Genomic DNA, 15,699 nt, shown 5'->3' with positions numbered 1-15,699 from the left:
CACTTTTCGATTTTTGATTTTAAATTTTAAATTTTATCACACACATTTATTTTACGTCAATATACTTTTTCCACTTTTTGACCCTTGTACATACAAAGAAACCGCTGGTGTCTTGACCAGCGGTAGCAGCCCCTCTATCAGAAAATTTCTTTGAGGAATGTGAGGATTTCTTTACTTGCCAAAAGAGGCTGATCGATCGGCATCAGGTGCTTGGAATGTGGAATGATGACGACTTTTGACGTGAAATTGTCTCGTACGCGGCCGATTAACGATAGCTTCACATCCAGTTTGGGTTCGTCGGCCGCGGGCAGGAATAATACGGGACAGGTGATTTGCTGGTACGCCTCTTCGTAATGCAGATCACACACAGTCTCCATGATCTGTACATTGATATCATTCGGAATACGATAAGTAATCTGGCCATTCTCCATGGGGTAGATCGATACGTGTTCAAACCATTTTTCATAGTAAGGGTCCCATTTTGTCCAGGTTTCCTTGGCGTGGGAAGCAAACTGCTCCTTGGTGTCGTAGCCTGTCCTCTCTCTATTACGGGCATTCGTCAGGACTTCCTCTCGACTTAAGTCATGCTCCCCATTTTCTCCAATGTAATCAATCATGCCGGAATCCAAATGAATGAGTGAAAGCATGCGCTCCGGGTGTTTGGCGGCAAAGAAAGTAGCGAAGTCCCCCCCAAGTGAATTGCCTACCAGATGGGCTTTTTCAATATGTAAAGCTTCCAGCACAGCCAAAATATCCGCGCATTGTGTATCGATATCATATCCGGAGGCTGCGCGGTCTGAATCTCCTTGCCCTCTTAAATCCATACAGACCAAGTGGTAATCTTCCGAAAAATGAGGTAACATATCTCTCCAGATGGAGGAGCATCCCCCTTGTGGATGCAGAAAAAGAATTGTTTGTCCCTTTCTTTCTGACTCCCATACTTGCAATCTACATTCTTGATTCCATACATATACACTTTTCATCTATTTTGCCCACCTTTCTACCGCTTTTATTGAAATGAGGTAATTCCCTTGAAACGAACAGGTCGCTTGATTGAACTTCTCTCTTTGCTCAATACGAAAAAGAGCTTTACCGTCAAGGAATTGGCAATAGCCTTCTCTGTCTCGGAACGAACCATGCTCCGTGATTTGCATGTTCTGAGTGAATCTGGTGTGCCCTTGAGCGCCATCCCCGGTCCTGGAGGCGGGTACAGACTGCACAAACCTCATCAGCTTACTTCGCTGCCATTAACCAGTGAAGAGGCAGTCGCTCTCCTGATCTCCTACGAATCGTTTTACGATTATGCGAACAAGCCTTTTGAAAACGAAACTCTGTCTGTCATGACGAAACTGTGTGCCATCCTGCCCTCAGAAGACCTGCAAAAAATGGAAGCTCTTCGAAAAAAGGTGCGGGTGACCAACCCCAAGCGGACTGTTGACACGCCTTTCTTGCGGCCATTGCTGGATGCAGCATTGGCTGAGCAATCTGTTCAAATCGAATACGATTCCTTACAGCGTATCAGCACCCGAATCATTCATCCCCACTATCTCTACGCTTTCGATGGATATTGGTACTGCAGATGCTATTGTTTTTTACGGCAAAGTGAGGTATCCTTGCGCGTGGATCGAATCAGGCAGTTCACCACTGTTGAAGGCTATATTCCGGAGAGCCAGGATGCAGGAACAATCAATCAGGAGCTGCATACTCTTCCGTTGCGCATCCGCTTGACGAAAAAAGGCTGCAAGCTCGCAGATGGTCACCATCAACTGAGCAACCTGATTACCCCTCTTCCAGACGGTTCCGGTCTGCTTGAGACGACTATTTTGTATACGGAAATCGATTGGATTGTGCGCTTTGTCCTCGGACTAGGACAGGAAGCCCTAGTGGAACACCCCCCAGAAGTCATTGACAAGCTCCAATGCGAGCTTGCTAACCTCACTGAGCGCTATACGAGTAAGCGACTGTAGGGGCGTTTTGTGATAAGGATAACATTAAATACTGTCAAAACATGTCAGTATTTTTTCACCTGAACACAAAATAGTAGATAATATCGGTCTCTGGCAAAAGCGACCATTATCCAGTTCGTCTACTGGGAAACGGTCGTTTTTTGTCGAGCCCCACCTAATTTAAATACCACTATCCCACACACTATGACCAGCACTCCGAACAACTGCTGGAATGTAAAGGGAATTTTATCCAGACTGAACCAGCCCAGTGCTGACGAGCGATCCTGCGACAAGCGCCAATGAAAGTCCTAAAATCATACCCTTAATCTCCTATTCGTAGATAATATGACCGGCTAACACACGTAAACCTTGCCTATTTGTTACAGAGATAAACCCGTTGTTACGCTCGATCAGGCCCTTTGCACAAAAATGTTGAATCACCCGATTCAGATGCCTATGGCTGGTTCCGATCAAGTTGGCTGCATCCTTCAGACTGACAATGCTTTGTTGTCCAGGTAGCAGAGATTCGGATTCATCAAAGGAAACAGACAATAGATAGCTAGCCAATCTCACTTCTACCGAATGCAACAAATTAAAGCTCAAAGAATTCGATTTCATCGTGAATTTTTTCGTGATGGCATAATTGAGAATGTCCATACTCCGTACGTATTCAATATCCCCAATTACTTCAAGCGGTGTCTTAAACGAAAGGATTAGCGTTTTACCTTCAGACGAGGTTGTATAAATCTTTACCTTTCCCTCGACTAGCACATACAAATACTGTGCAGGTTCTCCTTGAGAACAAATGATTTCTCCTTGCTCAAATTGGTATACAGACAGATGCGGAAATATTTGTTCATTAAAGATCATTTCTATCTGATGAGCTTGCAAGTAATGATTCAGTTGCTGACGATCTTGAATTTCTTCCCTTCCTCCCGTAGATTTTCCATTATTAAACGATACATTCTGGTAATTGGGGAAGGACATATGTCCTCAAATACGATATCAAATACATCAGGAAATGGAGGGGATTGTTTTGATGGTAAGCGATATAAAAGTACCCACCTGTAGCATTACTGCTAAGGGTGGGCAAAAGGTTCGTTACTCTGTTTATGGCTCACTCTTTAAGGACTCGATCCAATCCGCATAACAGTCATCGCAGAGTAATTCGTCGCGATCCTGTTTGCCTTGGAAAAACGAAATTTGGTGGACGCTGTCAGTGGCGTGTTCCCAGTAGTAACAGCGATACTTCCCCAAAGCGTTCCCTCCTTGAAGGTAGTCACGAGTAACGTTGTTTATTTTCCCCATTCGCTCGTGATAATAACACGCCATATTCATTTGATGTCACAAGCTCAATCATGTAAAATCTTGTCTTTCCTGATGCAACACAAATACCCGCAAGAAAGGACATTGGTTAAGTACTGTCCTTCTTGCGGGAGACCCTGACTTTCTGGCTTCATGCAAAATGCAAGTTACCTATTCTGTGTCTGCTTGGTCCGGTAAAACTCATTAAACAGCTTCATCAATGCGCGTTTTTCAATGCGTGAAACATACGAACGGGAGATGCCGAGCTCTCGAGCAATTTCTCTTTGTGTTTTTTCCTTGTCCTGATCCAGTCCAAACCTGCCGATAATCACTTCTTTTTCACGCTCGTCGAGAATGTGGATGTGCTGGTAGATCTTGTTGGACTCCAGCTTGAGCTGTACGGCATCCACGACCTCGTCTGTTTCTGTTCCTAGGACGTCTATGAGGGTTATTTCATTGCCCTCTTTATCCGTGCCGATCGGATCATGCAAGGAAACGTCCTTCTTGGTTTTCTTCAGACTGCGAAGGTGCATGAGGATTTCATTCTCAATGCAACGAGCTGCATACGTCGCCAGCTTGGTTCCCTTATCCACCTGGTAGCTCTCGATCGCCTTGATCAGGCCGATCGTACCGATGGAAATCAGGTCTTCGCTATCCTCGCCCGTGTTTTCAAATTTCTTGAGGTTGTGAACACGAAGCGATGTCATTCCCAGGCGAAAGAAACTGCTGCTGCTTTAACTCGTCAAGCGCCCCAACCGCTGTAATCTGCACTTCATTCCCGTCGTAACGGATAATGATTTCATCAACCAGTGTCTCTACAATATGTCGCTTCTCCTCAAGGATAAGCTCGTCGCCGGCGCTCTCGATAAAGTTTCGGACAGCCTTGGAAACCTCGGCAATCCGATTGGCCGATATTTCCTTCTCCGCTTGTTCTGACAACTGCTTTTCGTACCCGGCAAGCTCTTGCTCCAACGACTTTAGTCCGGCATTAATCTTTTGCATTTCGGTAAGCATCTCCTGCTCATCAATGACCTCCCGCTTGAACATGATTTTGATTTTTTCCTTTTCCTTCTCCTTCTGCTCCAGCTGACGTTTGATGTGGTCCGCGGCGGATTGAAGTTCCAGGTTAATCTCATTCGATTTGCTTTGCAGCCGCTCCATATAATCATCGGGATTAGACAATGTCTCCAAAATGAGCTGCCAGACGTAATGATCCAACATATCGGCGCGCAACGTTTGAGTTGGGCACTTCTCAACTCCTTCACCATACTTCTTTGGGAAGAGGTTTGGACATCTGTAGCAGGTGTAACGGATCTTTTCTCCCGTTTCTTTATTTACCCGGCCTGTATAAGTAGTTGCTTGCCACATTCTGCCGCAATGTCCACACCGGATCATGGATTTTAACAAATACTCATACTTTACATTTCCTGACCGTTTCATGTTTTTCTCTTTCTGCACCTGGGCTAATTCAAACAGTTGCGGGTCAATGATACTTGGCACGGTAACCTCGATCCAGTCCTTTTCCTCGCGAAAGGCATATGTTTTTTTCGGTGTGCCGTTCTTGGTTTTCTCCCCGCGAATCTTCCGGGTTTCTCTACGATTGTAATAGAACTTGCCGATGTACACCTCAGAAGTAAGAACCCTTCTAATGGAACTGGCGCTCCAGTTCCTGCTTTCCCCTCGTTTGGGTACCGTCCCCAACGCATAGAGTCGATCCCCGATTTCACGAAGCGTATAGTTCTCATGAACATACCAGTGGTATATCTTCTGGACAAATTCGGCTTCCTGCGCATTGATAATCAAGGTATTTTCATGAAGATCATATCCATAGGGAGCCACACGCATGGGCATGATCTTCTTATCTTTTTCCACCGCTTTGAGTCTTCCGCGTACCGTCCGCTTCTTGATTAAAGACAACTCGTATTGTGCTATGGAACTCATCAGGTTGAAAAAAAGCTGCCCTTCCGGCGTATTCCGGTATTCCGTGTCCACGAACACCAGCTCGATATTGCTCCGCTCCAGCTCACGGCAAAGGATTAATTTATCCGTCAAGTCCCTGGTCAACCGGTCGGGGTGGGTAACAATCAAGCGACGGACCAGCCCTTGCGCAACATCTTGTCTGAATTCATTCATGGCGGGCCGATCGATATCTTCACCTGTGAATCCTTCTTCGCGATAAACTTTGATCATGGATTCGGGAATTCCCAAGTCTTTCGCTTTCCGCATGCAAATCTCAAATTGTGCATCAAGGCTTGTGCCCTCTGATGCTTGCATGCCTGTAGAAACCCTTGGATATATGGCCGTATACATGGAGGTTCGCTCTTCTCCTTTCTTATCACTATCACTTTCCAGTATCAAAGAGAGATATTAGAAAACTTGGCTACGGCCAAGCTTTTGGCGGAGCCTTAGTTGCACTTATACTATCTTCCGCTAATCTTTTTAGCGCTTTAGCGCACTTAAACTTTCCGATAGTACAAAAAAACCGGCTTATTCAGTCGGTTTCAAGATCAAACGCTTTAGGATGTAATCGATAACGGCGTTTTTGGCCTCTGCAGCGGATAAGGTGTTTGAGACTTGAACTGAATCACTACATAAAGTATGAGGCACATATACGATTTTGATTGTCGGCATTCGCTCCATACTTTTCACCTCAATACACCTTATTCCATATGCTGATTGTCCTATCACAATCGCATGTCGTTTTGGATATACTTGAACATTTTCCGCTCCAATGAATGTCCAGTACCGGTGCCCAGGTACAACGGATTGACTAATAGATCCTGACCATTTGAAGGAAGTGGTTTTTAGAGTAGTCATTAGATGATCCAAACTTAATAAGTCACCATGATAAAGATCTACGACGATCACATCCGCTCGTGATTCTAATCGGATAAAACGTTCTTGATCCGTATTTGGCTGAAGAACATATCCATTTACATCTCTGCTACGATCCTTAGCCAGTCTCAATAACGGAATCCCAACTGGCAATCATGATATTAAGAGTCTTAGTTGGGAGAAGGTGCTCAACGTTCTTGAATACCATGTATGCATTTCGTTGGCCTGAAGAGGACGTCGAGATATGTTCACCAGAAAGTGGTTCTCCTGCATTAAATGAATGGATCTTTTCAACCCAGATTCAAGGCAAAATCTTTGCCCCCGTGCTACTGGATTACCTTGATAATAAAAAGTCGATCAAATCCACCAGCTACTTTTCTTTGATGGAATACGCACTAGAGCGTGATTTTTTTAAAACCCGTTATGGGCTTGATGCTAGATCCATTCAAAACAAAGAATTGGCAAATAAAGATGCACTTATTAATTTCATTGAGCATTCTTCCTACAATTTCGTTCAACGTGACATGATTCTAGCAATAGCTCGAAAATTAATCTCTAATGGGTTCGAATTAAAGAAATCAACAAACGGTATTTCTACAAAAAAGAGGACTCAAGATATAAATCATCCCGCTATCACTGCGCATATTAAAGATTTACACCGTTCAGGAGTCAAGGAAAAAAGCGTTAACGGTAAATATAAAATCAGATACGCCCTATTTTTAAACTGGTTGAATAAAACACGCGTTCAGTTCCAGAGCACTTCATGCGACGAATTAAGCAATTGTTTTTACGATATCCGATTCCTTCTGGCTAACCTCTATAAATTGGGCTGGTTTGCTAAAGACATAACAATGGATGTTACAGGAATCCCGTACGAGAGATACTATTATCGCGAGTTACCAACAGATGCTGAACTCCAGTGTTTTTTCATAATATCCAACTCTATTCTGATCATCCCACATTGGAACTGGCAGCCTTTGGGTTGATGCTTTGTCTTGGTTTGCGAATTCATGAAGTTGCTAACATTCGCTATCAGGATATCAATGTCGAGAATAGAACCATCTCTGTCTTCGGAAAAAACGAGAAATCGGCCATTCTACCCTTACCTGATCCGCTACAGAATTACTTTCAAAAGCTTGTTGTCAACAAAAGTCAGGATGTCCATCTGTTTGGAAACAACAGCCAATCAACTATTCGCAAATTAAGGGCACAGTACAAACTTTATTCTTTTGTCTCGGGATGGAAATATCCAGGGGGGCCCCATTTACTGAGGCACACTTTCATCAGCAGGTTGTCAGAACGTACAGATTGCCCGTCACAATTGCTTATGTACTTGGCAAGGCATGATCGGCCAGAAAACACTGCACGATACGTCCACCGGAGCCTGTAAACAAAATCAATTACTGAGGAGGTTCCCATGCCTAAAGTAATCAACGATACAAAGTATACCGAACTTAAAGAACAACTGAATCAGCTGTTATGTCTTTATGGTCCAGAGAAAATGCGGCAAGTTATGGAAACCTTGCCTGTCCAGACACAGACAAAACCTAATATGCCCCCGGCAGTGCGGAACGTTTCATTTCTCGAAGCCGTTGATGCTTTCTATCAAAGCAGCAAGTTTTCTGGACTTAGCCGGACCACGCAAACAACGTATCGGTCAGAGATGAAGCTTTTCCAGCAACATGTGAAGGAAAAGTTTGGCGACGATCCGCAGTTTGAAAAGGTATCAAACGGCGAATTCTTGTCCGACTATATTAAGCTTAATGAGGATCCTAATACAAAAGCCAGGAAGTCTTCCTTTCTTCGAACCTTCATAAAGACCACATACAAAATATTCTTTGGTCATCAGGATCTCGGGGACTTGAAGACTATACTACGCGTTCGATGGTCAAACGATGACGCACCAAAATCCTTTACTAAAGTGCAGATCGCGGAAATCTTGCAGATCGCTCAATCTCGTAACCACGATAGCCTTTACACTGCAATTATCTGGACTTTCCTTGGGAGTGGAATTCGCATAAACGAGCTGTGCCATCTAAGGATCGGTGATATCACACCTGATACTCAAACAATCAAGGTAACACCCAAAGGGGCTGAGAATACCAAGAAAGTCCGAAAAATCAACGAGCTCGCCTTAATGATGCTCACAGATTTTATAGAGAAAAAATACAGTCGCGCTCGCGAGGTGATGCCAGATTCCGATTATCAAAGGCTCTATATCTTTTCAAGCACTGCCGGGGATAAACCCATCACATCTAGAGCCATTCAGCAATTTATGAAACGTATTATTCGCGAGTCTCGGTCGATAAAAGAGGAAGACAAAGATCGTTTAGGTCCTCACTCTTTTCGTCATTCTTTTGCCGTTCAAGGCCTTGAAGCAGGGATCGATATATACACCCTCTCAAAACTTCTAGGTCACGAGTCGATCGACAGCACGATGAAGTATTTGCTTTTATTATGATACTGAATCCGAGACTTATCGCCCGATCGATACTGAATGTATTGACGGTTATATCCAGTTTCTCAAGAAGAGGTTTCAGGCAAGCAAGAATACTATCTTCCATAACATTGTTTACCTGAAACATTTTTTCACGTTACTTCACGGTCTTGGGATGATTAAACAAAACCCCATGAAGAATTTTCCGAATCCGTATTATGAACGCCGAATAATAGATCGTTCCCTCTCCATTGGTGAATGTCAACGATTATTTCAAGCAGCGCTTAAAGCCGATCCAATTGTCCGGAAGTTCTACATCCTCATATTGCTAATGTCAACGACCGCTCTTCGGAACAGATAGATTATACAAAACCTCCTCCGAAGTCGTTTATATGCCCGATTCCCTCGTTGTTGAGTTGGAGCGTTATTTGCATCATCCGGTTGTAGAAGAATGGCGGAATTCCGGACATTCCGGACATTCCGAGGTTTTCTTTGAAAACAATCGACCACTAACAAAAGCAGCATTAAACCGAATCATCAAGAATCTTTGCCTAGAGGCCGGTATACAAAAGACAGTCACTGCCCATAGTTTTCGACATACAACGGCATACTTGATGCAGAGCAGCGGGATTGACATTATCGCTATAAAACGTCAACTACGCCATAAGCAGTTATCAACAACTTTGCGATATGTTCCTCCAGTTGACGCTGCGAAGCTGCTGAATGACGCGTGTTCCGATCTTCTTCAATAACAACAAAAAGAACCCGAAGAATGCAAAGAAAAAATGCTTCATTCGGGTTCATTATTTGAACAATTATAGTACACAAGGACAGACTACTCCCGTGTTGTCATTAATCACCATAAAGGGAATTGAATACCGTTTGATAGACAATATAAGTTCCGTTCGCTTTTGCATCCAGTTTCGCGCGATCGCCCGTAAGTTTGATCAGTTTTTGCAAATCTTGAATACGGTCCATCATAGGTCACTATCCAACCCGACTTAATCTTGCCATTATTATAACATACTCGTTTCAGATCAAAATTACAGGCCTCGCATACCAGTTTGTCCACCCACTCACAAAAATCAAGCTATGCTCAAACCGCGTTACTTCTTATTCCCATTATAAAGTTCAAAAACGAATCTTCCCCAGCTCCTCCCGGAAAGCCGGTCTTCGCGGAAATTTGGTTAACAATTTTTGTGTGACGGTGAACACTTCTTTCCGCCCGTCAACCTGTTGAAGCATTCGAATGATCCGGCAAACATCGGCGTAATCTCGCCTGTCCCTGGATTGATCCGCCCGGATTTCGATATATGCCACGAAAAGCGCCTTCACCTCCTCCGGGTAATGCGGAAGCAATTGCTCATAGAACGATTCAATTCGGTAAGGTGCCTTGCGGACATGTTCCAAAAGCCGTGCGTACATCTCCTCTTCCACCAGAATTTGGGTATACGTATGCTCTCCCCTCGGGCTCTGCTCTAATTGATCTAACATATCTTGCAAATACAAAGTCCATTCTCCCTCATCGGAAAATGTATCCTTCACAGAGCGATAATACGCATACTCTCCGTTCACATTCAGCTCCATCCCGAGTTTCCGCTGCTGTTCGACTTGTCCTGTGCGATGGTATGCCTCATACCGATATTTCTTCCAGCGATAGACGAGCCCCGGCAGCCCCTGATCTTGGGCTTCCCCGTCCTCCGCCAATCGGATCGCTTCCTCGGCATCGCCTTGCTCAAGCGCCGCTCGAATCGCAATCTCCCGAATTTCCGGGAAATGCAGATGTTTATACAAATAAGCTTTCGCCTGTTCTTCACCTGAACGTTCCAAAATTTGACCATATCGGAACACAGTTACCCGCTCGTCTGTGTACTCCCGCGACCAATTAATTGTTGAAGTTCCGAAATGACCGCTTGAGCATACAGCTTAATCATCGTCTGTCTTGAAGAACGTTTCACCGGTATCCCCTGCCCAAACATTTCTTTATTACTCGAGAATCAACTTCACTTCAATGGATTCGAACCAATCAGAAACACGTTTGCGATTCTGCTCTTCAACAAACTGGTAATACCGCTCTAACTGCTCGCTGTCGGAAGATAACGCATCCTTGAATCTTCGGAATATTTTCTTGCCGCCGCTCAATATGTGAATCAAATTGGATTGCAACTTTTTATCTTCAATTGTTTCTGTAAAATCCACCATGTCCGCGTACCCTTCATCCGACTCCCGTTGTGGTATTCGAAAATAAATTTCATTAAACCCTTCCTCAATGATCTCGCTCAATTCTTCGTCCTCTTCATCCCGGTCAAACGTTCGCAACGTGACAACATCGCCAGTTTCGATATTCAGGAAGGACTCTATTCCTTCTACGTACATGTCGTATGCATCCACAATCTCCTGAAACTGCTGCTTGGTCAATTTCAATTCTTTCATAGGTTCTCCCTCAGCTACTGTCGCTTTGATCAACTCGCCGCGTTGTTCAGCCTCATATTCCTCCCACGTGATTCCATACGGGAAGCCGCCATCCGTATATCCGGCGATAAAATAGAAATTCTCGTCTTGCTCCAACAGCCCCGTGAATTCCGCTTTCTTACCGGTCCGCTTATTTTTCTTCCTGCCGCGCATTAAGTTCCCCACCTAAATCCATCTTATTTGAGCGTGCAGATTAGCCAAATTGTCATGAAAACCCCAGCCGATCCCTTCTGTTTTCGAAACCACGGCTTCGAGGCGCTCCTCGAATTCGTCGAACAACTCGGCTGTTTCATCTTTATTTACTTGATCAATGATATCGGCATACATGGAGACCATGCTGTAGTAGAAGCGTTCATCAATATCCCCGTAGCTTAGGGTGAAATCAACTCCATTTTCAACGTAGACCAGCTTCAATTCCAGGGCGTACCTGGCATTTCCAGTCAATCTTTCGAATTCCGAGATCGCATGTTTCGCTTCCTGGAGTCTCAGCTTGCCAAATCCCCGCTCAGGGAAAAACTCTTTCTCAACCTTCTTGCAATACTCTTGAAAGAGAGACTCTACTGCTTCATCGCCCAGTATTCTTACAGCAAGAAACTTCTCCATATCTTTGCTGGCGCCATGACAAGCCTTCACCAAATCGATAAGCTGGTCGCTATTTAGCTGCTTCAGATGCTTATTCAGAGCAGACTTCGTCAGCTTCACAGGCTTTTTCCCTACCGGCCGCTTAACCAGTGACTCGGGGATCAGCTTGTCCTTCTGCCGCTCAAGCTCCTGATTCACTCCTTCGCAGGAGAAATGTTCGGGATCATATCCTTCTCGAACCCAGCCTATAAAATCATCCCGCTCCGGATGATTGGGAGTAAGCAGTACTTCCAGCATATGCTGATGCCCCCACACGCCTCCCACATCTTCCTGCGGACAGCCGCGGGCACCATCTAGACACAAGGGTGCCGGGTCGGATGTCGATGCGTCGATTTTGATCAACGTAACCGTGTGCTGCCAATCATCTCCAAAATCATACACGTATGTAAATACGGTGTTTTCTTCGTGAACATGCTTCTGAACGATTTCTCTTCGAGCATTCAATACCTCTCGGTCTTCCATATCTGCGAATGTCGGATCGGGCAGACCGATCACCTTTTCTTTCACATGAAACTCGTATAAATGGTAATTTTCCCATCCCATGACCGATTGGATGATTTTGTGAAGCTGATGAAACGTCACGTCCGGATGAAATTGAAACTCCCGCCAAATCTTCGGGGCAATCTCATTCAGTTCGATTCTGCATCTATAAACCATGATCGTCTGTTCTCCTTTTAGTTATTCCGGTTATATAAACAAACCCACTGTATCCCAGGCGGAATGACAATGGGTTGGCTAAATCGTGAATAGCGGCAAACCGAATGCTTCCCGAACAAAGCTCATATCGTGGTCCCTTGATACAAGACCAAACTGGTGCTCAATAGAAGTTGCAATAATAATTGCGTCCGGAGTTTTAAGCTTCCGTCCTTTCGACTTTTGTTCCCTGCGTATGTCCCCGGCAAGTCGGGCAACACTGGAACTTACCTCAATACATCTTCGTGAATTAAACAGCTTGATTCCTTGCAAACGATAAGCGGATTCCAGCCCGCTGAACACTTCGCACTCCGTAATTACGGAGAAATAAATCGACATCCGATCGTCACTGGCCTGCCTGACAAAATCCAACGCGGCATGCTCCCCAGCCAGCAATGCGATCGCAATATTGGTATCGAGTAAATAACCGCCCATTTAGTTCCACTCTTCCTCACGCATTTTCTTGACTTCATTAGCCAACTGCTTTGCTTGTTCCGGTGTTAATACCCCCGCCGACTCAAGGATGTCATCAATGGAGTAGTCATCCTCTACTTCAATCGTGTCGTTATCCAAATTGATTTTTACTTTGCTGTCCGTAATATTCATCTTTTGCAGTATGGAGCGTAGTTCCTTAGCCGTTTGTTGATCCATCTTTTTGGGCAAAGACATTGTTTAAACACCAACCTTCCGATTTAAGATTTGCAAGATATTTCAGTATTTCAGTATTTCCGATGTACTCAAGGCCTTTCCGGATTTATATTCCATTCTGCTCTGTTCAATCATGAATTTCAGTTCCGGATTCGCTTCAACATCAGTTTGAATCGATCGTTGTTTTCCGATATCATTTCACTCCTGTCATAATCTTTCTTCTGTCATACTGGAGCGCTTAATTTCGTGTTATCAACAGTATAACATACACGGCTCCGAAACCAGAAGAAGATAAGCCAGCCCCTCGGACCGGCTGGCTTATCTCTTCATATAGCTCGTCCACCCTCACCGCACAAACCGCCCGCTGCACACAAATCGCGCTGCTTCCTGACGTCGGTTCGTGTTCACAACGTATTCACGATGTGCGCCACCAGCCGCAAATTATGCTCGATCAGCTTGTTTCGAGCGTACGGGTCACCCTTGGCCATGAGGCGGAGGTATTTTTCTTCTTCCGTGTCAGGAAGCGGCTGGGGGAACGCATTGTTCTTGACATAAGCCACAAACATCAAAAGCTCTTTGAAAACCAGAGACAGTGCTGCTAAAATGCTGGACATGGCTGCCACCTCCACGTCTGGAATAGCTTTCTCCTATCCTTATGTGGGCGGTCGCCTATTTGTGCAAGTACATATGAAAAGACGCTTGATGAAGTAGGAATTTGTTGCTTACTGGAAACTGTAATTACAGTTACTGAGGGCTTTTTTGCTTCATACTTTCTTTCATTCTGTACACATTAAGTCGTAGTGTTAAATACTGGCCAGGCTGGAGGTAGCCCGATGGAACATGAATACATTCCCGTCACTTCATTATCTAGTGGAGTTGGGCAAACGATTATTTCAGATATATACTGCCTCTGTATTCAAGTAGTAAATGTCTGTTTTGTTGGCGATCCTGCAAAGCCGCAGGAATGGTTTCTCGTAGATACTGGCATGCCAAAATCTGCAGATACGATCCTATCGGAAGCAAATGCGCGATTTGGTACAAATAGTCGGCCAACAGCCATTCTTCTTACTCATGGACATTTTGATCATGTTGGAGCTGTCATTGAACTGGCCAAGCATTGGGATGTTTCCGTTTTTGCTCACGAATTGGAGTTCCCTTACCTGACAGGCCAAACGCCGTATGCCGAACCCGATCCCACTGTTGAAGGCGGGCTGGTAGCCAAAATGTCACCCATTTTCCCCAATGAGCCTATTCGAGTTGGAGAGCATTTAAAAATGTTGCCATCTGACGGCAGTATTCCAGGTATTCCGGGGTGGCGCTGGATTCATACTCCTGGACATGCTCCAGGACATGTATCCTTTTTTCGTGATGAAGATCGTACCCTCCTTGCAGGTGATGCATGTATTACAGTCAGACAGGATTCCCTTTTCAAGGTTTTTGCACAAATACAGGAACTGAGTGGACCCCCTCGATACTTCACAACAGATTGGGAAGCGGCACGTGAATCCGTAAAAAAACTAAAAGACTTGCACCCATCTGTAGCGGTAACTGGACACGGCTTCCCTATGTCCGGCGAAGAGCTCACTTCTGGACTAAAGCGGTTGGTTGACGAATTTGATCAAATTGCTGTTCCAGATTACGGTCGTTATGTGTAATGTACATGGTTTCGCTCTCTATGCAAAGTGCTATACAGCCATCGTCTGTTTGACGGACTTTTTGTCTTTTTTTCCGGTCAGGAAGATGCCTCCGACGATCAGAATCATTCCAAAAAACAAGCTCCAAGTAATCTCCTCATCTAGCAGGGTATACCCCCATACAAAAGCGCTCAACGGGATTAAATACGTCACAAGCGAAGCGATCTCTGGCCCGCCGTTCTTCACTAGGTAATAGTATAAAATGTAAGCAAACCCCGACCCGAATACTCCTATTCCGACCAATGCTCCTATCGTACTTCCAGAAGCAAAGGCGGAGAGCGAGAAGGACTCTACAGAAAAGGCAACGCTCCCACTCCCGATCATGGTGCTAAGCAGGGTTCCGAACGTGATTTGATACAACGATAGGGAACCAGGCAGTCGCTTGGATAGCTGTGCACCGATTGCGTAGCAACAGGTTGCCAGAATCATACACAAAAAGCCGATGATGTCCACGGAGACAAATGTTTCAGGATTTACGTCCAGCAGAACGATGATTCCGCAAAATGCAACGAGCATCCCTAGCCATTGCATACGCCCTGAAACAGCTTTAAAAAAGAGAATGCCAATCGTCAAGGTCCAAAGTGGAGTGGTCGCATTCAGCACAGACGCCATCGTGCTTGTCACTTTCGTTTCACTAAACGCAATCAATGCCCAAGGAATGGCTGTGTTGACCAATGCCATTGTCGCCATAGGTATCCAAGCAATCTGCTTGAATCCGAACGGTTTTTTCATGACGACCATCAATATCACAATCGTAAGGAAACCACATGCTGAACGAAGGAAAGAGATGGTCCAAGGGCCGAAATCATGGAGCAAAATCTTTACGAAGTAGAACGACCCGCCCCAGATCAGACTGAGCAGGGCTAATACGAAAAAAAGCGAGCGAGACACATGAATCCCTTCCTTCTCTGTTTTCAAACTATTCTTCCTTTTTTTCACTTTCATGCAAGTATTCTAACAGTCCTTTTCTTCCTTGACCATCGAAGTTTGAATGTTTCGAATGAAAAAACAAGATTGTGATGCAAAA

17 protein-coding genes and 1 pseudogene are annotated in these 15,699 nt (G+C 44.8%); 6 read left to right on the top strand and 12 right to left on the bottom strand.

Annotated features, from left to right (window positions below; translation table 11 throughout):
- Positions 1-137: 137 nt before the first annotated feature.
- Positions 138-983 (bottom strand): alpha/beta fold hydrolase, encoded by an 846-nt coding sequence (locus tag JZI27_RS00455; protein ID WP_280206192.1) that lies wholly within the window; start codon positions 981-983, stop codon positions 138-140.
- Between the two features lie 48 nt (positions 984-1,031).
- Here JZI27_RS00455 and JZI27_RS00450 point away from each other — a divergent pair, with 48 nt between their 5' ends.
- Positions 1,032-1,967, top strand: coding sequence for a helix-turn-helix transcriptional regulator (locus JZI27_RS00450; RefSeq protein ID WP_251245139.1), 936 nt, complete (start codon positions 1,032-1,034; stop codon positions 1,965-1,967).
- A gap of 309 nt (positions 1,968-2,276) precedes the next feature.
- Here JZI27_RS00450 and JZI27_RS00445 read toward each other — a convergent pair whose 3' ends face one another.
- From JZI27_RS00445 to JZI27_RS00430, 4 genes are all read right to left on the bottom strand, one after another.
- A complete protein-coding gene (locus tag JZI27_RS00445) occupies positions 2,277-2,933 on the bottom strand; it encodes a Crp/Fnr family transcriptional regulator (protein ID WP_280206190.1) in 657 nt (218 codons plus the stop codon).
- Positions 2,934-3,056: 123 nt separating this feature from the next.
- Positions 3,057-3,203 (bottom strand): hypothetical protein, encoded by a 147-nt coding sequence (locus JZI27_RS00440; RefSeq protein ID WP_280206189.1) that lies wholly within the window; start codon positions 3,201-3,203, stop codon positions 3,057-3,059.
- A gap of 215 nt (positions 3,204-3,418) precedes the next feature.
- Positions 3,419-3,958, bottom strand: coding sequence for an RNA polymerase sporulation sigma factor SigK (sigK, locus tag JZI27_RS00435; protein WP_280206188.1), 540 nt, complete (start codon positions 3,956-3,958; stop codon positions 3,419-3,421).
- Positions 3,921-5,561 (bottom strand): recombinase family protein, encoded by a 1,641-nt coding sequence (locus tag JZI27_RS00430; protein ID WP_280206186.1) that lies wholly within the window; start codon positions 5,559-5,561, stop codon positions 3,921-3,923. The genes sigK and JZI27_RS00430 overlap by 38 nt, the downstream gene beginning before the upstream one ends.
- A 722-nt stretch (positions 5,562-6,283) precedes the next feature.
- Between JZI27_RS00430 and JZI27_RS00425 the strand changes: the two genes are divergently transcribed.
- The 4 genes from JZI27_RS00425 to JZI27_RS24980 all read left to right on the top strand — a co-directional run bounded on the left by JZI27_RS00425 (position 6,284) and on the right by JZI27_RS24980 (position 9,275).
- Positions 6,284-7,072 (top strand): hypothetical protein, encoded by a 789-nt coding sequence (locus tag JZI27_RS00425; protein ID WP_280206185.1) that lies wholly within the window; start codon positions 6,284-6,286, stop codon positions 7,070-7,072.
- Positions 7,072-7,476 carry a tyrosine-type recombinase/integrase gene (locus JZI27_RS24985; protein ID WP_481752786.1) on the top strand — a complete coding sequence of 135 codons (405 nt, stop codon included), beginning with the start codon at positions 7,072-7,074 and terminating at the stop codon, positions 7,474-7,476. The genes JZI27_RS00425 and JZI27_RS24985 overlap by 1 nt, the downstream gene beginning before the upstream one ends.
- 27 nt (positions 7,477-7,503) lie before the next feature.
- Entirely contained in the window at positions 7,504-8,547 is a 1,044-nt protein-coding gene (locus tag JZI27_RS00420; RefSeq protein WP_280206184.1) for a tyrosine-type recombinase/integrase, read from the top strand.
- A gap of 368 nt (positions 8,548-8,915) precedes the next feature.
- Entirely contained in the window at positions 8,916-9,275 is a 360-nt protein-coding gene (locus tag JZI27_RS24980) for a tyrosine-type recombinase/integrase (protein WP_481752784.1), read from the top strand.
- Between the two features lie 379 nt (positions 9,276-9,654).
- Here the strand turns inward: JZI27_RS24980 and JZI27_RS00415 are convergent, their stop codons facing one another.
- The 6 genes and pseudogenes from JZI27_RS00415 to JZI27_RS00390 all read right to left on the bottom strand — a co-directional run.
- The gene (locus JZI27_RS00415; RefSeq protein ID WP_280206183.1) at positions 9,655-10,317 is read right to left on the bottom strand and encodes a hypothetical protein; all 663 of its coding nucleotides are present in this window, start codon (positions 10,315-10,317) and stop codon (positions 9,655-9,657) included.
- Positions 10,318-10,509: 192 nt separating this feature from the next.
- Positions 10,510-11,148 (bottom strand): UPF0158 family protein, encoded by a 639-nt coding sequence (locus JZI27_RS00410; protein ID WP_280206182.1) that lies wholly within the window; start codon positions 11,146-11,148, stop codon positions 10,510-10,512.
- A gap of 12 nt (positions 11,149-11,160) precedes the next feature.
- A complete protein-coding gene (locus tag JZI27_RS00405) occupies positions 11,161-12,294 on the bottom strand; it encodes a DUF6155 family protein (protein ID WP_280206181.1) in 1,134 nt (377 codons plus the stop codon).
- A 78-nt stretch (positions 12,295-12,372) separates the two neighbouring features.
- Positions 12,373-12,765 (bottom strand): type II toxin-antitoxin system VapC family toxin, encoded by a 393-nt coding sequence (locus JZI27_RS00400; RefSeq protein WP_280206180.1) that lies wholly within the window; start codon positions 12,763-12,765, stop codon positions 12,373-12,375.
- Entirely contained in the window at positions 12,766-12,999 is a 234-nt protein-coding gene (locus JZI27_RS00395) for a hypothetical protein (protein WP_280206179.1), read from the bottom strand.
- Between the two features lie 395 nt (positions 13,000-13,394).
- Positions 13,395-13,592: pseudogene (locus JZI27_RS00390) on the bottom strand (RNA polymerase subunit sigma-70); the annotation flags it as partial.
- Between the two features lie 219 nt (positions 13,593-13,811).
- Between JZI27_RS00390 and JZI27_RS00385 the strand changes: the two are divergent.
- Positions 13,812-14,633, top strand: coding sequence for an MBL fold metallo-hydrolase (locus JZI27_RS00385; protein WP_122907281.1), 822 nt, complete (start codon positions 13,812-13,814; stop codon positions 14,631-14,633).
- A gap of 30 nt (positions 14,634-14,663) precedes the next feature.
- Here JZI27_RS00385 and JZI27_RS00380 read toward each other — a convergent pair whose 3' ends face one another.
- Complete coding sequence (locus tag JZI27_RS00380; RefSeq protein WP_348521351.1) at positions 14,664-15,590, bottom strand: DMT family transporter; 927 nt, start codon at positions 15,588-15,590, stop codon at positions 14,664-14,666.
- Positions 15,591-15,699 lie beyond the last annotated feature (109 nt).

It is taken from the genome of Brevibacillus sp. AY1, assembly GCF_029870785.1.
GTDB lineage: Bacteria > Bacillota > Bacilli > Brevibacillales > Brevibacillaceae > Brevibacillus > Brevibacillus invocatus.
Note: the sequence above shows the minus strand (reverse complement) of the source record. Positions and strands in the feature narration are given on the sequence as shown.